17 protein-coding genes are annotated in these 19,429 nt (G+C 43.0%); 13 read left to right on the top strand and 4 right to left on the bottom strand.

The genetic code is table 11. The features are described from left to right. Entirely contained in the window at positions 1–900 is a 900-nt protein-coding gene (gene era, locus IGI82_RS07820) for a GTPase Era (protein WP_438842007.1), read from the top strand. A 93-nt stretch (positions 901–993) separates the two neighbouring features. After that, positions 994–1,767: a DNA repair protein RecO gene (gene recO / locus IGI82_RS07825; RefSeq protein ID WP_005225847.1), complete on the top strand. Its 774-nt coding sequence runs from the start codon at positions 994–996 to the stop codon at positions 1,765–1,767. Here the strand turns inward: recO and IGI82_RS07830 are convergent. Then, positions 1,761–2,567, bottom strand: coding sequence for an AraC family transcriptional regulator (locus IGI82_RS07830; protein WP_087627360.1), 807 nt, complete (start codon positions 2,565–2,567; stop codon positions 1,761–1,763). The genes recO and IGI82_RS07830 overlap by 7 nt on opposite strands. Positions 2,568–2,688: 121 nt before the next feature. Here IGI82_RS07830 and IGI82_RS07835 point away from each other — a divergent pair, with 121 nt between their 5' ends. The 5 genes from IGI82_RS07835 to glyS all read left to right on the top strand — a co-directional run bounded on the left by IGI82_RS07835 (position 2,689) and on the right by glyS (position 9,997). Beyond that, on the top strand, positions 2,689–4,701 hold the full coding sequence (locus IGI82_RS07835) for a beta-galactosidase (protein ID WP_438842008.1): 2,013 nt from the start codon (positions 2,689–2,691) through the stop codon (positions 4,699–4,701). Continuing rightward, positions 4,701–6,458, top strand: coding sequence for a glycoside hydrolase family 35 protein (locus tag IGI82_RS07840; RefSeq protein WP_231473551.1), 1,758 nt, complete (start codon positions 4,701–4,703; stop codon positions 6,456–6,458). The genes IGI82_RS07835 and IGI82_RS07840 overlap by 1 nt, the downstream gene beginning before the upstream one ends. Positions 6,459–6,756: 298 nt before the next feature. Then, positions 6,757–6,996: a hypothetical protein gene (locus IGI82_RS07845; RefSeq protein WP_015509542.1), complete on the top strand. Its 240-nt coding sequence runs from the start codon at positions 6,757–6,759 to the stop codon at positions 6,994–6,996. 15 nt (positions 6,997–7,011) lie between these two features. Beyond that, positions 7,012–7,923 (top strand): glycine--tRNA ligase subunit alpha, encoded by a 912-nt coding sequence (glyQ, locus tag IGI82_RS07850; RefSeq protein WP_422700539.1) that lies wholly within the window; start codon positions 7,012–7,014, stop codon positions 7,921–7,923. 1 nt (position 7,924) lies between these two features. After that, positions 7,925–9,997, top strand: coding sequence for a glycine--tRNA ligase subunit beta (glyS, locus tag IGI82_RS07855; protein ID WP_213335162.1), 2,073 nt, complete (start codon positions 7,925–7,927; stop codon positions 9,995–9,997). Between the two features lie 145 nt (positions 9,998–10,142). Here the strand turns inward: glyS and IGI82_RS07860 are convergent, their stop codons facing one another. Then, entirely contained in the window at positions 10,143–10,820 is a 678-nt protein-coding gene (locus IGI82_RS07860) for a response regulator transcription factor (RefSeq protein WP_005225854.1), read from the bottom strand. A gap of 18 nt (positions 10,821–10,838) precedes the next feature. After that, positions 10,839–11,984 carry a sensor histidine kinase gene (locus IGI82_RS07865; RefSeq protein ID WP_438842009.1) on the bottom strand — a complete coding sequence of 382 codons (1,146 nt, stop codon included), beginning with the start codon at positions 11,982–11,984 and terminating at the stop codon, positions 10,839–10,841. A 244-nt stretch (positions 11,985–12,228) separates the two neighbouring features. Here IGI82_RS07865 and IGI82_RS07870 point away from each other — a divergent pair, with 244 nt between their 5' ends. Genes IGI82_RS07870 through IGI82_RS07885 form a run of 4 tightly spaced genes read left to right on the top strand, consistent with a single transcriptional unit; the run spans position 12,229 to position 15,889 of the window. Further along, positions 12,229–13,458 carry an efflux RND transporter periplasmic adaptor subunit gene (locus IGI82_RS07870; RefSeq protein WP_438842010.1) on the top strand — a complete coding sequence of 410 codons (1,230 nt, stop codon included), beginning with the start codon at positions 12,229–12,231 and terminating at the stop codon, positions 13,456–13,458. Beyond that, positions 13,442–14,116, top strand: a complete 675-nt coding sequence (locus IGI82_RS07875; RefSeq protein ID WP_438842011.1) for an ABC transporter ATP-binding protein — start codon at positions 13,442–13,444, stop codon at positions 14,114–14,116. Before IGI82_RS07870 ends, IGI82_RS07875 begins: the two co-directional genes overlap by 17 nt. After that, positions 14,113–15,318 carry an ABC transporter permease gene (locus IGI82_RS07880; protein ID WP_438842012.1) on the top strand — a complete coding sequence of 402 codons (1,206 nt, stop codon included), beginning with the start codon at positions 14,113–14,115 and terminating at the stop codon, positions 15,316–15,318. Before IGI82_RS07875 ends, IGI82_RS07880 begins: the two co-directional genes overlap by 4 nt. Positions 15,319–15,334: 16 nt before the next feature. After that, positions 15,335–15,889, top strand: coding sequence for a hypothetical protein (locus tag IGI82_RS07885; RefSeq protein ID WP_438842013.1), 555 nt, complete (start codon positions 15,335–15,337; stop codon positions 15,887–15,889). A 71-nt stretch (positions 15,890–15,960) separates the two neighbouring features. On the opposite strand, the gene rlmD is transcribed toward IGI82_RS07885, so the two are convergent. Beyond that, on the bottom strand, positions 15,961–17,337 hold the full coding sequence (gene rlmD, locus IGI82_RS07890) for a 23S rRNA (uracil(1939)-C(5))-methyltransferase RlmD (RefSeq protein ID WP_081117300.1): 1,377 nt from the start codon (positions 17,335–17,337) through the stop codon (positions 15,961–15,963). Positions 17,338–17,451: 114 nt separating this feature from the next. On the opposite strand from rlmD, the gene recX reads away from it, so the two are divergent. Both recX and mutY read left to right on the top strand, forming a co-directional pair. Further along, positions 17,452–18,246: a recombination regulator RecX gene (gene recX, locus IGI82_RS07895; RefSeq protein ID WP_034858009.1), complete on the top strand. Its 795-nt coding sequence runs from the start codon at positions 17,452–17,454 to the stop codon at positions 18,244–18,246. Further along, a complete protein-coding gene (gene mutY, locus IGI82_RS07900) occupies positions 18,239–19,390 on the top strand; it encodes an A/G-specific adenine glycosylase (RefSeq protein WP_016610228.1) in 1,152 nt (383 codons plus the stop codon). The genes recX and mutY overlap by 8 nt, the downstream gene beginning before the upstream one ends. Positions 19,391–19,429: the final 39 nt, after the last annotated feature.

The following is a 19,429-nucleotide window of genomic DNA, read 5'->3' on the forward strand; positions in this document are numbered from 1 at the left end:
ATGACAACACACAAATCAGGCTTCGTTGCGATCGTCGGGCGGCCAAATGTTGGGAAATCAACACTACTAAATCGAGTCGTAGGACAAAAAATCGCGATCATGAGTGACAAAGCGCAAACGACCCGTAACAAAATCCAAGGGGTCTACACGACGGATGACGCACAGCTGATCTTTATCGATACACCAGGGATCCATAAACCCAAACACCGTTTAGGCGATTTTATGGTTGAAACCGCCTATAGTGCACTGCGAGAAGTTGACGTGACGCTATTTATGATCAGTGCGGACCAAAAGCGTGGCAAGGGCGATGATTTTATTATCGAACGATTGCGCCAAAGTCAGACACCGGTTTTCCTCGTGATCAATAAAATTGATAAAGTCCATCCAGATGCCTTATTGGCAATTATTGAAGACTACTCCTCACAAATGGACTTTGCTGAGATCGTACCGATTTCCGCAATAGAAGGCAATAATTTCGAAACGTTAATGAAGCTACTGATCGATGAAATGCCAGAAGGGCCTCAGTACTTCCCAGAGGATCAAATCACGGATCATCCAGAATACTTTATCGTTTCCGAATTGGTGCGGGAAAAAGTCTTGCTACTGACCAGAGATGAAGTACCTCACTCAGTAGCGGTCGTGGTTGACTCCATGAAACGAGACCACAATGACAAGGTGCATATTCAAGCGACGATCATTGTCGAACGTGACAGTCAAAAAGGCATTATCATCGGTAAAGGCGGAAAAATGCTGAAACAGATCGGTACGAAAGCTCGTTTAGACATTGAACACTTGTTAGATGACAAAGTCTTCTTGGAATTATGGGTAAAAGTTCAAAAAGATTGGCGCGACAAGCAAACATTCTTAACAGATTATGGCTATCGCAAAGATGAGTATTGATGACATGCAGATCAAACATGATCTGTTTTAATGAAGAAAAACTGATGCAGTTAGCGAACTGGATCAGTTTTTTTAAAGAAATGGGGTGCGACGATGAATCTTGTTGAAACAAAAGGAATCTTGCTTTTTTCAAAAGACCATAAAGAAAAAGACAAGCTAGTCAAAATCTTTACGGAATCTGCTGGGAAGCAAATGTTTTATGTCAAGGGTGCCCATCGGAAAAATAACCCCTTGGCACCAGCGCTGCTCTCCTATACTGAAGCCACCTACATGGGAACCATCAAAACGGAAGGCTTGTCCTTTTTAAACAATGCCAAAGACATCCATCCTTTTCGTACGATCCAAAGTGATATTTTTATTGCTGGTTATGCAACCTACTTATTGAATTTGGCTGATTCTGCTATTGATGATCGAGTCTATGACCCACATCTATACCAATTTTTACATGAGGCCTTGCAATTAATGGATCAAGAAAACGACGCAGAGATCATCACCAATATTTTTGAGATCCAGATTTTGCACCGTTTCGGGATCACCCCGAATTGGACCCATTGTGCGATCTGCGGAAAAACCGACGGTCGGTTTGATTATTCCTCAAAATATAGCGGTATTTTATGTGAACAGCACTGGGGGATGGACGAACGTCGTTATCATGCTGATTCTCGGGCGATCCATTTTATTCGCTTATTTTCGCAAATATCCTACGAGCAGATTGCTTCAATCAAATTAAAGCCAGAAACGAAAGCCGCGATCCGACGAGTGATTGATTTATTATATGATGAATATGTGGGCATTCATTTAAAAAGTAAGAAGTTTATCGATCAGATGGGGCAATGGCAAGACGTCTTAAAACCGAAAAATCAATGATAGAGTTGGCGAAACTTCAATGGAGTTAAGCCGACTCTTTTTTTGAATAATGCTGTAAAGTGACTTGCATCTTGAAACCCCACTGCGAAGGCAGCTTGTTGAATGGGCAGATCTGGCTGTGCCACCAAAAGCTCTTTGGCTCGGGTCATGCGGTAGTTCAATAAATATTGTGCAGTAGATTGCCCCAAAAAACGTTGGAACAGACGTGAGAGATACTGTGGTGACACATAGACGAGCCTTGCTAGTTCTTTGATCGTGATCGCCTGATCGTAATTCGTTTCGATTTCTTGTATAACGGGAACCAGATATTGTTGGAACAGCGGGTGTTTTTCTGTTGGATTGCCTGAGCGTTCTTGCATGATCGCCAATAAAAAGCGGTAACATTCGCTAGAAGCCCGTAGCGGGTCCCAACTGATTTGTTGGTCTTCTTTGATCCGTTGATTGATCCAGGTGACATAAGAAAAGGTTTCTGACTCTTCAGCTAATATATAGGGCTGATTCGTGTACTGCTTTAACACCTCAGCTGCCAAAGGGCCTTGGAATGTGGCGAAGGATGTTTTCCAGTTAGTCAATGGATAATAGCGATGGGGCGTAAAAGGAAAAATCAAAATGCCTTCATTCGGACGTAAGATAAACGATTCCTGACCAAATGTGATTCGGCCTTCCCCTTGCTCGGTTTGCAGCCAATGGAAGTAGGGATAGCCATCAGGACGAGCGACGTCATCTTGCGCCCAATCGTTGCCGATGCTTTCCAGAGATAAAGGCAGCTGCTGATTGGTTTGATAAAAGTAGATAGGCATAGTGTACCTCCGTGTTTCGAAAAGTTATAAAATAGTGTTTCATGTATTATACTACAACAGAATGAAAAGCCTTACAATAAGAGAGTAGAAATCATTTTATTTTAAAGGAGCGTTCACTTACATGACAAAATTTTTTGATAGAATTCTATTTGGCGGCGATTATAATCCAAATCAGTGGCCGAAAGAGATTTGGGAAGAAGACATTCGGATCTTTAAAAAAGCAAGTATCAATAGCGCGACCGTCAATGTTTTTTCATGGGCAAAGATCCAACCCTCTGAAAATTGTTATGATTTTGAGGAATTGGATCAAATCATCGGAAAATTAAGTACGGAAGGTTTCGACATCGTCTTAGCCACTTCCACAGCTGCTTTGCCAGCTTGGATGTTTAAGAAGTATCCAGAAGTCGCTCGCACCGATTATGATGGACGCCATCATAAGTTTGGGCAACGGCACAATGCCTGTCCCAACAGTTTGGTTTATCAAAAATACGCAGAACGCTTGGCAACGAAATTAGCCGAACGTTACGGCGAAAATCCACAAGTGACTTGTTGGCACATCAATAATGAATACGGCGGCGAATGTTATTGCGACAACTGTGAAAAAGCGTTTCGTGTCTGGTTAAAGGATAAATATCATACGATCGAAGCACTGAATAAAGCCTGGAATATGGAATTTTGGGGTCATACCGTGTATGAATGGGATGAAATCGTGTTGCCAAATGCGCTGTCAGAAGGAATCGGCTATAACAAGACGGCATTTGCAGGAATTTCTATTGACTACCGGCGGTTCAACTCGGATAGTCTTTTAAAAAACTACATGATGGAGCGGGACGCTATTCGGAAAATCGATCCCACAACACCGATTACAACGAATTTGATGGGAACCTTTAAAGGACTGGATTATTTCAAGTGGGCAAAGGAAATGGACCTTGTTTCGTGGGATAATTATCCATCGTACAATACGCCATGGAGCTTAGTAGCCATGACCCATGATTTGATGCGCGGGTTAAAACAGCAACCCTTTATGCTGATGGAACAAACACCTTCCCAACAAAACTGGCAGCCTTATAATTCATTAAAAAAACCAGGACAGATGCGGGCGCAAAGCTATCAAACGATTGCTCATGGGGCAGATACGATCCAATACTTCCAATTGCGACGTTCCATTGGTGCTTGTGAGAAATTCCATGGTGCGGTCATCGAACATGTCGGTCATGAAGACACGCGGGTTTTCCGAGAAACAGCAGCTCTTGGGGCTGAATTAGCGCAGCTTTCAGACATCATTGGCACGCAAACCCAAGCACAGGTTGCTGTGATTTTCGATTGGGACAATTATTGGGCTTTAGACTATACGAGTGGTCCAACGGTTGATCTGAAATATGTGGAACAGATCCATCGCTACTATCGCTATTTTTACGAACAAAATATTGCGGTCGATTTGGTTCCCGTGGATGCTGACTTATCAAAATACAAGCTAGTCGCAGCTCCGGTTCTGTACATGATCAAAGAAGGGATGCAAGAGCGGCTAACTGATTTCGTTATGCAAGGCGGTGCTTTACTTACAACGTATATGAGCGGCATCGTTGATCAATCAGACAATGTTCACTTAGGCGGTTACCCTGGCCCCTTGCGGGAGTTAGCTGGCATCTGGGTGGAAGAAATCGATGCATTAGCGCCAGAACAATCAAACGGGGTTTCGTTAGTTAATGAAGAACTTACAGGAACAAGTAATTTAGTCAGCGATTTGATCCATTTAGAAAACGCCGAAGCGCTAGCGCATTACACGAGCAATTTCTATGCAGGAATGCCGGCAGTGACCAAAAATACATTTGGCGATGGAACCGTCTATTACTTTGGTGGACAGTTGGAAGATCAGCTGCAAGATCAGCTTTTCAAAACGATCGTCAAAGAGACCGATATTACCCCAGTGATCGAGGAGGCAACTAAACTAGAAATTGCCTGTCGTGAAAATGAAGAGGCGAAATTTTTCGTCATCATCAATTTCCACGAAGAAGCACAACCGCTGCCAGAAATGTTTGTTGGAAAAACGGATCTTCTGACGGGTAAGGTTCTTTCTTCAGAAATGATGCTGACGCAATACACCACCTATATCGTCAAAGAGGGGCGTAACTGATGCGAACTTTTGCTATTGAAGATGACTTTTATTTAGACAACAAGCCTTTTAAAGTGATCTCTGGAGCGATCCATTATTTTCGTGTCGTTCCTGAATATTGGCAAGATCGCTTAGAGAAACTACGCTTGATGGGCTGCAATACCGTCGAAACCTATGTTCCTTGGAATCTTCATGAAGCACAGGAAGGTGTCTATCAATTTGATGGGATCCTTGATTTGCGGCGATTTATCCAAACGGCTCAAGAAGTAGGGCTTTATGTCATTTTGCGACCAGCACCTTATATTTGTGCGGAGTGGGAATTTGGGGGACTGCCTTATTGGCTATTGCAAGATCCTATGATGAAGCTTCGGTTTGATTATCCCCCATTTATGGAAAAAATCACTCGTTATTTCGCCCATTTGTTTCCACAAGTGCGGGATCTGCAGATCACCCAAGGCGGTCCGATTATAATGATGCAAGTAGAAAATGAATACGGCAGCTATGCCAATGATAAAGAGTATTTGCGGAAAATGGTGGCTGCGATGCGGCAGCATGGTGTAGAAACGCCGTTAGTGACCTCTGACGGACCTTGGCACGATATGCTAGAAAACGGCAGTATCAAAGACTTGGCATTGCCTACGATCAACTGTGGCTCCAACATCAAGGAAAATTTTGAAAAACTTCGAAAATTTCACGGAGAAAAACGGCCACTGATGGTCATGGAATTTTGGATCGGCTGGTTTGATGCCTGGGGTGACGACCAGCACCATACGACCTCAACACAAGATGCAGTAAAGGAATTGCAGGATTGTTTAGCATTAGGTTCTGTCAATATCTATATGTTTCATGGCGGGACCAACTTTGGCTTTATGAACGGGTCAAATTATTATGAACGCTTAGCGCCGGATGTCACTAGCTATGATTACGATGCCTTGTTGACAGAATGGGGAGAACCTACTGCCAAATACCAAGCCTTCAAAAAGGTGATCGCTGACTATGCGGAAATTCCTGAGTTTCCCTTGAGTATGGAAATTGAGCGAAAAGCTTATGGAACATTCTCAGTGAAAGAACGAGTCTCCTTGTTTTCGACGATCGACACGATCAGTCAACCGATTATAAGTAATTACCCGTTATCGATGGAAGCCTGCAATCAAGCGACAGGTTATATCTATTATCGCTCACTGATTGGGCCTGCTCGGAAGATTGCCGACTACCGTCTGATCAATACGATGGATCGTGCCCATACGTTTATCAACCAGGAACTTTTGCGCATCGATTACGATCAAGAAATCGGTCAAACCTACAGTTTCGATTTATCAGAATCAGAAAACGAGTTGGGCATCTTAGTGGAGAATATGGGGCGGGTCAATTATTCCGTAAAAATGAACCATCAGCACAAAGGCATCAAAGACGGTGTGATCATCAATGGTGCCTTCCAAAGCAACTGGGAAATCTATCCCTTACCGATGGATAATTTGCATGCCATTGATTTCCAAGGAAAATGGCAAAAAGGACAACCAAGTTTCTCGCGCTTTGAATGTGCTTTTGATGAATGTGCAGATACTTTTATCGAATTGCCAGGCTGGGGTAAAGGGTTTGTCCAAGTCAATGGTCATACGATCGGCCGTTTTTGGGAAAAAGGACCGCAGCAGCGCTTGTACGTCCCAGCACCGTTTTTAAAAATCGGAATGAATGAGATCATCGTTTTTGAAAGTGATGGGAAAATCGCTGATGAGATCGTCTTTCATGATCAGGCGGATTTAGGTCCAGAAGCATAAAAGTTCAAATTAATCATTGACAAACCCTAGCTTCAACTACTATCATAAGGGTAATCGAATCCGTGCTATGATCGGAAGAAAGAAAGAAGACCATTCCATGAAGCGAACTTGGGAGAGTGAAAGCCAAGTTGGAACCTTATTTCGCAGGCGTCCGTGAGCATGATCAATGAAGCTGCCGACTTGTCGGAAGTAGGGTGGAACCGCGAATGTATCGTCCCTATATCTATACACTTTGTATAGATATAGGGACTTTTTTATGTTTCACACCAAGAATAGTCAAAAACAAAGGAGGGTTTTTATGTTATTTGATATGACGATTCCAGCAAGTGCGTTTACCGAAAAAAAGCTCAAAGTATTAGCAAGTATTCCACTGCAAGTTCGCCTTTTAAAGGATGAACAGCTTTTACATGAATTTACAACGAGTCCAGACCAAATGCTTTACGACTTATCGGATGTTTTAGAAGCAGATGTCGTGGTCGAAGTGAAATTGATCCCTGGATCAGTTGTCGAATTTTATCCTGTCGTCAATGCGTTATAAGAAAGGAAGAAAAAGATGAGTAAACTAACTGTGCAAGAGATGATTTTGACCCTGCAAAAATTCTGGTCCGAAAACGGCTGTATGCTGATGCAGGCCTATGATACAGAAAAAGGGGCTGGAACCATGAGCCCATATACATTTTTACGTGCAATCGGTCCAGAACCATGGAACGCCGCTTACGTAGAACCTTCTCGCCGTCCAGCTGATGGCCGCTACGGGGAAAACCCAAATCGTTTGTATCAGCACCACCAATTCCAAGTCGTGATGAAGCCTTCTCCTGAAAATATCCAAGAGCTTTATTTAGAAAGCCTGCGTCTTTTAGGGATCGATCCATTAGAACATGATATTCGTTTTGTCGAAGATAACTGGGAAAATCCTTCAATGGGTTGTGCAGGTCTTGGTTGGGAAGTGTGGTTAGACGGGATGGAGATCACTCAGTTTACTTACTTCCAACAAGTCGGCGGCTTAGCATGTAAGCCAGTGACATCAGAGATCACTTACGGCTTAGAACGTCTAGCATCTTATATTCAAGAAGTTGAAAGTGTCTACGATCTTGAATGGTCTGCAGGTGTCAAATATGGTGAGATTTTCCGCCAACCTGAGTATGAACATTCAAAATATTCCTTTGAAGTCAGTGACCAAGACTTGCTTTTAGGGAACTTCGATCGTTTTGAAAAAGAAGCAAAACGCTGTATCGATGAACGCTTAGTTCATCCAGCTTACGACTATATCTTAAAATGCAGCCATACCTTCAATTTGTTGGATGCACGTGGCGCAGTCTCCGTCACTGAACGTGCTGGGTACCTCGCACGTATCCGTAACATGGCACGTCAAGTAGCAAAACTATTTGTAGCAGAACGGAAAAATCTCGGTTATCCATTGCTTGATCCAGAAGTGGCGCAAAAACTGATTGAGGAGGGAAAATAAGATGGCACAAAACCTATTATTAGAAATCGGCTTAGAGGAATTACCTGCGCATGTCGTAACCCCAAGTATGAAACAATTACAAGAAAAAACGGCAGCTTTCTTAGATGCTCATGCATTGCCTTATACAACGATCGAAGCCTATTCCACACCTCGCCGCTTGGCTGTCTATGTCACCGGTATTCCTGAAAAACAAGCGGATACGCAAGAAGAGGTCAAAGGACCAGCGAAAAAAATCGCGTTAGATGATGCAGGCAATTGGTCGAAAGCAGCTCAAGGGTTTGTTCGTGGACAAGGATTGACAACCGATGACATCACCTTCCGTGAATTAAAAGGTGTTGAGTATGTCTATGTAACGAAACATACCCAAGGTCAACCAACCGTTGAGGTATTGAAAGGATTGCAGGAAGTAATCACGAGTTTGACGTTCCCAGTAACGATGCACTGGGCAGACTACGATTTTGAATATATCCGACCAATTCATTGGATCGTAGCACTCTTTGGTGAGCAAGTCATTCCTTTCCAAATCCTTGATATTGTTACCGGTCGCGAGTCAAAAGGTCATCGTTTCTTAGGTGAGGCAGTCACATTTGATCATGCGGACGACTATTTGGAAAAAATGAAGCATCAATTTGTCATCGCTGATCCAAGCGAACGTCAACAAATGATCACCGCACAAATCAATGCGATCGCTCAAGAAAACAACTGGCGGATCGATTTAGATGAAGACTTGCTAGAAGAAGTGACAAATCTAGTTGAATACCCAACAGCCTTTGTAGGAGACTTTGAAGAAAAATACCTTTCTGTCCCTGAAGAAGTATTAGTTACTTCTATGAAAGAACATCAACGTTACTTCGATGTCCGCACCCTTGACGGAGAATTGCTGCCACACTTCATCTCTGCCCGCAACGGGGATGCTGTGAAAATCGATAATGTCATCAAAGGAAACCAAAAAGTCCTGACCGCTCGTCTAGAAGATGCTGAGTTTTTCTACAATGAAGACAAAAAGCTGACCATTGACCATTGCGTGGAAAAACTTAAGCAAGTCACCTTCCACGAAAAAATCGGCAGCTTATATGAAAAAATGCAACGTGTCGGACTAGCAGCGCAAATCATCGGGAAGACCGTTGGTTTAACACAAGAAGAACTGACCGACCTTCAACGGGCAGCTCAAATCTATAAATTTGATTTAGTGACCAATATGGTAGGGGAATTCCCTGAGTTGCAAGGGATCATGGGGGAAAAATATGCCCTGATCCAAGGAGAGAAACCAGCAGTTGCCCAAGCGATTCGTGAACACTACATGCCGATCTCAGCAGAAGGCGAGCTGCCACAATCAAAAATCGGGGCTGTTTTAGCGATTGCGGATAAATTAGACAGCTTACTTGCTTTCTTCGCTGTTGACATGGTTCCAAGCGGTTCAAACGATCCTTATGCTTTACGCCGTCAAACCTACGGGATTATCCGCATCCTAGCTGAAAAGCGCTGGTACTTCCCATTTGCTCAGTTGCAAGAAGAAATTCGTGAAGCCATTAATGCTCAACCAGAAGTTTTTGGGATTCAACTTGCCGCTGGTCAAGAACAAGTGACCGATTTTGTGAAAGGTCGTCTGCGTCAATTCTTACTCAGCAAAAATACGCGTCATGATGTCATCGAAGCTGTCTTAGGCGCACGTCAAGCAGACATCAGTACGTTGTTTGAAACGGCTCAAATGTTAAGAGAACATCTGCAAGACAACGACTTCAAACCATCGATGGAAGCTTTGACACGGGTGATCAATTTAGCGAAAAAAGCCGAATTGGATCAAGCAGCAATTGATCCTGCCTTGTTTGAAAACGACTCTGAAACTGCCTTGTATGAAGCGGTCTTAACAGTAGAGGACAAGTTCCCACATCAAACGATGGAAGAAAACTACCAAAGCTTAGTGGCACTGCGCCCATTGATCGAAGCTTATTTTGATCAAACAATGGTCATGGTGGAAGATGAACAGATTCGCCGCAACCGTTTTGCCTTGTTGGATAAAATCGCGAAGATGAGTCTGGCAGTGGCTAGTTTAGATGCTTTGATTACGAAATAAAAGAAGCTTGTAGTTGCACGTTTCTAAATAAAAAAAGCTGGAACTGAAAGAAGCTGTTCTAGCTTTTTTCTATGTTTCTCGATTTGCTTGTGTTCAGTCCCAAGAAAACCGTCCTTTTCGTACAATGAAAGGACGGTTTTTGGTGTTAAATTTTATAGCCGATCCCCCAAACGGTTTTGATATAAGAGGACTTCTTGTGGGTATCGTGCATTTTTTCCCGAAGGTTTCGAACGTGGACCATGATGGTATTATTGGAAGACGTGTAATATTTTTCGCCCCAAACCTCTTGAAACATTTCCTCAGAGCTTACCACTTGGCCTTTTCGCTCCATCAATAATTTTAAAATGGAAAATTCGATGGGCGTCAGGGAAAGTTCTTCTTCTTGCAAGAAACATTTTCGCTTATTGACATCTAATTCCAATTCCCTCACGATCAATTTGTTTTGATCTGAGCCGTTGTATTGAGTCGAGCGGCGTATCTGAGCTTTCACCCGAGCGATCACTTCCAACGGACGAAAGGGCTTGGTGATGTAATCATCGGCACCAATTGTCAAACCAGTGATCTTATCGATCTCCTCGGATTTAGCTGTCAACATAATAATTGGGTAATGATGCTTTTTGCGGATGATTTTACACAGGTCAAAGCCTGTGATATCTGGCAGCATGACATCAAGAATCGCCAAAGAAAAGCTGTTTTGCTCGATCTGTACCTGAGCTTCATGCCCATCTGCACAAGTGATGACAGAAAAATTTTCGTTTCGTAAATAAAAGGCAATCAAATCTGAAATTTCTTTTTCATCTTCAACTAAAAGTATCTTTTCCACTCGTATTGACCTTCCTTTTCAGTTAACTGACTTTCTCGTTTTTTCATGTTGATTTGTCGCTAAAGGCAATGTGACGATCATTTGAATCTTATTGTTCTTGCTAGCAGCTCGGATCGTTCCTTGATGTGCCAAAATAATTTCTTTGGCGATCGCCAATCCGAGACCTGCTCCCCCTGTCTTGGTTGAACGAGCTTGATCCAGACGATAAAATTTTTCAAATAATGCCTCCAATTGTTCTTGTTCGATCGGCTCACTTTGATTCGCTAGGATAAAAGTTGCTGCTTGTTCGTCCACGGTTAGCTGCATTGTGATCGTGGTTTGATCAGGCGCATAGGCAATGGCATTTTTTAACAGATTGTTTAACACTCGCGCCAACTGTTCACTATCGGCTTTTAATTTCAAGCTCTCTGGTCCAGAGTAGCAGATGGTTTGTTCTTTTTCTTTCAGCAGCGGATAGAATTCTTCTTGGATTTGCTTCAGTAAGAAGACGAAATCAAGTTCCCGTTGATACAATTGGATGTCTTGCAGATTAAAACGGGTGATGTCGAAAAATTCATTCATCAGCGTTTCCAAACGCTCAGACTTTTCTAAAGCAATCGTCAAGGATTGCGTCATTTGTTCATTGGTCAAGTTTTTCGTATCCAACAATAGGTTGAGATAGCCGATCACTGAAGCTAAGGGAGTCTTTAAGTCATGCGCCAAATAGGTGATCAAGTCCTTGGTGCGCTGTGTTTCTTCCTTTAAAAGAGCCTCATTGCGGTTCATCGAATCTTTTATTTTTAATAATTCATGATCGATCGCTAGGCTGCTCGTCGAACTTGCTTCCGATTGAGAGAAAAAGAGCTGAATTCCTTCGGCGATCCTTGCAATTTTTTTCCTTGAAACATAATGATAGATAAAATAGCAAATCAAGGTAACGGCAAAAACGAGAAAGAGGGAGAATGCCAAGAACAATTGTTTAACAGGGCGCCAGTCGACAAATGTACCAAGGATCATCCCGCCTTCGCCATCACTTGATTCCACAACTTCCTGTAAAACGAAGTTTGAAAAAAAATTATCCAGCACCATTTGAATGAGTCTCGTTTCCTTTAATAGCCATAAGGCTCCTACCAATAAGAAGAAGCCAACCAGAAAAAAGACAAATGAAGAATATTTACTACGCATGAAACAGTCCTTTCTAACTCGTTCTTGATTCTTTCTTGATTATAGCAAAGAGGAGTAAGAGCGAATAGCTAATTCTTCTTAAGAATTCTTCATATTAATAAAAAAAGAATGGAAAAATTCTATTTTCTTAAGAAATCTTCAGCGGATATTAAGAGAAACGTTCAAAACGGAAATTGATTCAATGGTTAAATAAAGGTGGTCATTCGATTAACCAATCAGGAAGGTGAGATGTTTGAGAAAGCATATGAACAAATCAAAAAAGAGTTTCATGATCATCAGTAGTTTACTGATCATCGGCAGTTTAGGCTGGACGAGTGCCTGGGGGATTGCTCGTCGTGAAGAACCTTCCATCACTCAAATAACTTTGCAAGATCTGCAACCGAGAGCAGATTTTTACTTAGTAGGAGTCGTTGACCCAGCAAGAACGGTTGAAGTCAAGGTGGATAGCTCAAGAGGATCAGTTGTTGAGAAAAAAGTAGAGGCAGGGGATCAAGTCAAAGCAGGGCAAGCTCTTTTTGTTTACTCTAACCCTGAGGGGGCTTTGGCCATTAAAGAAGCAGAACAGGCGACGGCAAATCGCTCGAGAGCTGTGGAACAAGCAAGACGGCAAACGAATCAAAAATGGGAACAATACAATAAGGTCACGAATCAGCTGGAGGAGACGAAACAAAAAATTGCCAGTGCGGAAGAAGAGGACAAAGAAGGGCTGGAAGATCGTAAAACCGATTTGGAAATGCAGCAAAGTCAATTACTGCTAGAAGCGCAAAACTTGGAAAGCAGCATTGGCGATGCCGAATTAGAGCTGGAACGGGCAGAATTAGAACTACGTTCAGTCAAAGAGCAACATGGCTCAGACGTCGTGGAAGCCGAAATTGATGGAATCGTTAAAGACGTGGACGAGCGACAAATGAATCGAAGCGCAAGTGAAGCGGCCCCAGAGAATCCTTTTATGACGATCGTTGATACCAGTCGGCTTTTTTTAAAAGGGACTGTGGATGAATTTCGCCGCAATCAACTTGAGCCTGGTCAAAAGGTTGAACTTAGAGACCGTAATGGCGGCAGTCAGCGATGGACTGGAAAGATCACCCGAGTTGGTGATATGAAAGAGCCTTCGGTAGTGGTTGAAGAACAAGGCGCAAACCCCAATTTGTCGCAATTTAGTTTTGAGGTCGTTTTGGATGAAAGTGAAGAGCCACCTAGTATTGGCATCCATTGTTTTGTAGAACGCATTGAGGAAGAGCAAACCGCGATCAAGCTGCCAAAATCTTTCGTGTTTTATGAAGAAGATAGGCCCTTCATCTACGTCGTTGAGGACCATAAAATCAGTAAACTATCCGTGGAAATCATGGAAGATGAAACGGATGATGCCATGTATCTGTTAGAAAGTGAACTGGATATGCAAGTGGCGCTCGTCTTCCCAACAGTTCGGATCCAAGAAGGAATGGATGTGAGACCAAATGATCCAACTGATTGATGTCTGCAAAACGTTCCCACAGGGCACTAGTGAGATTCACGTTTTGAAAAAAATCAACTTAACAATCAATGCTGGAGAATTTGTTTCCATCATGGGCCGATCAGGATCAGGCAAGTCGACCTTGATGAATATTATTGGCTGTTTAGACACGCCAACAACGGGCAGCTATCTACTCGATGGTAAAAATACCAGTCAATTGAGTGAAGATGAACTGTCCGAGATCCGCAATCAAAAAATCGGCTTCGTGTTTCAAAATTTTGAACTGTTGCCCAAACTATCCGTTTTACAAAATGCTGCCTTACCGCTCTTGTATGCTGGTGTCAATCAGGAAGAACGTACGTCTCGAGCTATTCACGCCTTAGAAAGTGTCGGATTGAGGGATCGGATCGATTTTAGGATCAATCAGTTGTCAGGGGGGCAAAAACAACGAGTAGCGATCGCTCGGGCATTAGCAGGAGAAGCAAATGTGATCTTAGCGGATGAGCCGACAGGTTCTTTAGATACCGCTAATAGTCATGAGATCATGGCGCTATTTACTAAGCTGAACCATCTAGGAAAAACAGTGGTTTTGATTACACACGAACAAGAAGTCGCGGACTATGCAAAGCGGCAAATCGTCATTAAAGATGGTGAAGTTGTTGAGGAGGGCACAAGATGACCGAAAATATTCGCTTAGCCATTCACGCAATCTACCAGCATCGTTTGCGTTCCTTGTTGACGATGCTAGGAATCATTGTTGGGATTGCCTCCATCATTTCCATTGTGAGTATCATCAACGGAAATACTGAGAACATGAAAAAGCAACTGATTGGTGGTGATACTAACTCGATGCGGATTGAATATGACGCCAGAAGTGCTTTTTTAGCGGGCGAAAGCGGCAGAAATGATCGTTCGCCTGATTATGCCTCGCAACTATCAGAAGGAGAGCTGCAAAAGTTGCTGACCATTGATCACGCCAAGAACGTTAGCTTGTTCTATGAAGCTAATCTGACAGTTTTCCATAGAGACCAGCAAACCGATACGACAGTGCTAGGCATGGATCGCGGGTTCTTTGAAATTTTGCCCCATACGATCCTTGCTGGCAGAGCAATGACTGAAACCGAATTGCAGACACAAAAGCAAGTTGCGGTGATTACGAAAGATTTGGCGGAAATTTTTTTCTCCTATCGTGATCCTATCAATCAACTGATCGAAATCAATGGGACGCCCTTTCGCATCGTTGGCGTAGCTGTTTCTGACACGGAGCAACTGTCAGGAAAATATGTCTTCATCCCTCGAGGCAGCCAAAGTTTCGTCGAAGGAAAGCTCAACCAAAGGCCAACAGTGCTGTTTCAGGCAACGAATGCGGACGTCTTAGAATCAGCAGTCGTTCAAGCCAGCCATGAATTGACCAAGAGTATTCCGCCTTCAGATTTTGTTTTTTCCATCCGCAACTATGATGAAGTGCAGAAAATGACCGATGATATCAATCGATCGAATATGATTTTACTGGGGGGGATTGCTAGCATTTCCTTACTCGTCGGTGGGATCGGTGTAATGAATACGATGCTGGTCAGTGTGACAGAGCGTACCAGAGAGATCGGTTTGAAGAAAGCATTGGGTGCCAAACGTAAAGTGATTTTGCAGCAATTTTTGACAGAAGCAATCGTTTTATCGGTGATCGGCGGGCTGATTGGCATCATCGTCGGTCTTTTGATCAGTCTGATCGCCTTGCGTCTGTTAGAGTATCCGATGACAATCTCATTGTTATCCATTTTGATCAGTGTGTCATTTTCAATGCTGATCGGTACTATTTTTGGTTACTTACCCGCTTATAAAGCGTCGAAATTAAAACCGATCGAAGCATTACGCTATGAATAAAAGGAAGGTGTTTTTTATGATAAAAAAACAAACAGCAATTATCTTGTTTGTGGCATTACTTAGTGGTTGTGGTGTTGCTGCGAATGACCCACAGACAAACAACGACAACGTACCGACCAACAACCAAATCAATACGCCGCAAACGCAAACAAGTCAAAGTGGAGACGAGACCCAAAATAATCACGATCAAACCGATCAGACAAAAGCGCAACAAGTGACTCAGACTGATGCAGAGCGAGCGAATGAGGAATTGGCACAAGCAGATGAAACGGGCACACTCATTCTTATTGATGGTGATCGTTTTGAGATGGAATTGACGAACATTTCTCAAGGAACAGGGGAAGACGGCGAAGTCTTTGATATGGCGATTGCATCTGAGGAAAGATTATCCTTTACGATTACTAGCGAGACTGAGATAAAAGTAATTCTATATGATGCACAATCGCATAATTCTCGAATCGTGGAGGGGTCACGTGCGGATCTGCAGCTTGAACGATCGGTAAGTCTTTATGGGCAGCGAGTAGGGGACACCTTTATTGCCACGAAAGTCCTCGTCTTACAAATCAATTAATCGTTATGCTTAAAAGACAACGAAAACAATATTCGCCTGACAAATCACAAGATGATTTGTCAGGCGAATGATTATTTGCGAGTCAATTTTACCACTACTTCGCAGCGGGCGGTTTGTGGAAACATATCTACTGATTGCAGATATTCTACGTGAAACACTTTGGCTAATTGGACCAAGTCTCTTGCTAAAGTAGAAACATTACAAGATATATAGACCATCTTCTTCGGTGGTTGTTTCAGCAAAGCTTGCAATAATCGTTCATCCAAGCCTGTCCTTGGCGGATCAACAATGATGCTATCAGGTTTGAAGCCTTCATTGAACCATTTTGGTAAGAGCTCCTCAGCAGTTCCCGTTTCATAATGGGTATTTTGGGCACCAATGCGGCGTGCATTTTCTTGGGCATTTTCAATTGCTTGAGGAATAATGTCCATGCCGCGGACTTCTTTGGCATAAGGAGCCACGCTCAACCCAATCGTTCCCACACCGCAATAGGCATCAACGACTGTTTCATTTTTGCTCAAGTCAAGGGCTTTTAACCCTTCTTGATACAAGATGCTGGTTTGCTGTGGATTCAGCTGGAAGAATGCGCGGGCGGACAAGTCGAAGGTCAGTTCATTCAACCGTTCTTCGATCGCTTCTTTGCCCCAAAGATGAATCGTTTCCTCTCCCATGACGACGGACGTTTTTTTGTTTTGCACATTTTGCATGATGGAAACGACTTGCGGCAAGCGCTGATTGATCTCGCGAATCAGCGCATTTTTTTGCGGCAGTTTGACAGAGTTGGTAATAAACACGACTTGAACTTCGCCAGTCGCGATCCCGATACGAACCATCAATGTCCGTAGAATCCCGCTGTTCTTGCGTTCATCGTAAATCGGGATCTGGTATTTATTCAACAATTGGACGATGCCGTTGATCACTTTTTGCGTATCTTGTTCTTGTACGAGGCAATCATCAATGGCGACTAAGCGATGAGACTCCATTTCGTATAAACCCGCTTCGATTCGTTTGGTTTGACTGTTGTAACGCAATTGAAATTGTGCTTTGTTGCGGTAATGCCAAGGAACATCCATGCCTAAAGTATCCCTTAGTTCAAACTGTTGGTAGCCTTTTGGCTTAAATTTTTCAAGTGCTTGTTTCAATAGGTCTTTTTTGAAGTCTAATTGTTTGTCGTAGACTAAGTGCTGCAATTGGCAGCCGCCGCACCGGTCGTAAAACTTGCAGGGTGGTTGGATGCGATCGCTGCTTGGCTTGATGATTTTGGTCATCTTAGCTTCAGCAAAGCGGGGAGATGCTTTGGTGACTTCGGCAATGACCTGTTCCCCCGGTAGAACACGGGGAACAAAGATGATCAGCTTTTTGTAATACCCGATGCCTTCTCCGTTGATCCCCAAGCGTTTGATCGTTAGTTGTAGTTTTTGTCCAAGCTGGACTTGTGTATTTGCCATGTGAACTCCTTAAAAAAAATAGTCAGTTCATTTTACCACATTTTTTCAGCTTGATTAGAAGGAATTTCATCGTAGTTGTGGTAAAATAGAATGTACGTTCGCGAGGTGAAGAAGATGAATACAATTATTCGTATCAATAAAGGAAAAGGACCATTTTATGAAGTGGCGACATCAGAAGGTGAAACGCTGCGGGTCTCAGAAGATCTTTTGGTCCGTTTTCGGCTATTAAAAGGCAAGGAACTGAGTGAAGAAGAATTAAAAGAAATCAAAAAAAGTGCGGGGTTTGATTTAGGATTGCAGCAAGCCATGAACTATATCAGCTATCAGCTGCGTTCTGAAATGGAAGTCCGTACCTATTTGAAAGACAAAGAAATCGAAAAACAAGACCGAGACTTAGTCGTTGAACGTCTGAAAGAGTTGAATTTGATCGATGACAAAAACTACGGAGAAAGCTACATTCGCACCCAAGTCCGTATGAGTGATAAAGGACCCGTGGTCATCAGTCAGCAATTGAGAAAAAAAGGATTAAAAGATTCCGTGATTCAGGAAGTATTGCCTTTGTATACCGAGGAAATGCAGTTTGAAGTCGGTTATCATACGGCTGAAAAAGCGATGCGTCGTTTTCACAACAAAAGCCATAAAGAAATGATCCAAAAGATAAAAATGCATTTGATGCAAAAAGGTTTTCATCAAGGAGTCATTCAGATGATTTTGGATGAATTACCGATGGAAAAAGATGAGGACCAAGAAAATGAAGCGCTCCAAAGAGAAGGGGCCCGACTTATGCGGCGGCATCAGCGGTTACCGTTGATGAAACGAAAAATGAAAATCAAGCAAGGCCTTTATCAAAAAGGGTTTGCCATCGATGATATACAACGATTCTTAGATGAGGAAGTAATGGATGAGTAAGCAATGGGAAACTTGGGATGAAGAAAAAATCAAGACGTTCCAAGAAACATTTTTAACTTGGTATCATAAAGAAAAACGCAATCTGCCTTGGCGGGCGACCAACGATCCGTATGCAATCTGGATCTCAGAGATCATGCTTCAACAAACACGAGTGGAAACAGTGATTGGCTATTTCTATCGTTTTATGGAACAATTCCCGACGATCCAAGACTTGGCGGCAGCCGAAGAACAAAAGCTTTTAAAGGTTTGGGAAGGTTTAGGTTATTACTCTCGTGCCCGTAACCTTAAGGCTGCCGCCCAGCAAATCGTTGCCGAATTCGACGGAGAAATGCCCCAATCAATTGAAGAGATTCGCTCATTAAAAGGAATTGGTCCCTATACAGCTGGAGCGATTGGCAGTATTGCTTTTGGCTTGCCAGAACCGGCAATCGATGGAAATGTGATGCGGGTCGTCAGTCGGTTATTTTGTATCGAAGCAGATATTGCGAAAGCCAGCAGCCGAAGACCATTTGACGAGGCGATGAGAACAATCATTTCCCCCGATGAACCTGGTGAGTTTAATCAAGCCTTGATGGATCTTGGCTCACGAATCTGTACACCCACTACACCGAAATGTGAAGAGTGTCCCATCAGTCAGTATTGTCTTGCTTATGCGGAGAATCGACAAACAGACTTTCCAGTGAAATCGAAAAAAGCAAAGCCAAAAGATGTCTATTACATCGCAGGCGCCATCGAAGATCAAGGCTCGTTTTTACTCGTGCAGCGACCTGAAACAGGCTTATTGGCTTCTATGTGGCATTTTCCTTTGGTAGAAGTGACGAAAGAACAGTACGAGGCTCTGCAGCGAACATGGGCAAAAGAGGAGCAGCTGCAGTTGGATTTGATTGCCGAAGATGATGCGCTCGAGATTTTTCCTGATCTGCCTGTCGTTTGGCAAAAACGACATTTTGGCGAAATCACTCATATCTTTAGTCATTTGAAATGGCACGTCCTTTTATTTTACGGCAGAAAACGTGGAGAGCTCACGTTACAAGACAGCGAATGGGCAGCAAAAGAATCCTTTCAAAACTATGTTTTCCCAAAACCCCAGCAGAAATTGGTGGATCAATTAAAGAAATATCAGAAACTCGATAAAGATTTCTAGGCAAAGCTTTCTTTTATTGCTATAATATTAACGATGTCG

It is taken from the genome of Enterococcus sp. AZ067 (genome assembly GCF_051715005.1).
GTDB lineage: Bacteria > Bacillota > Bacilli > Lactobacillales > Enterococcaceae > Enterococcus_D > Enterococcus_D casseliflavus.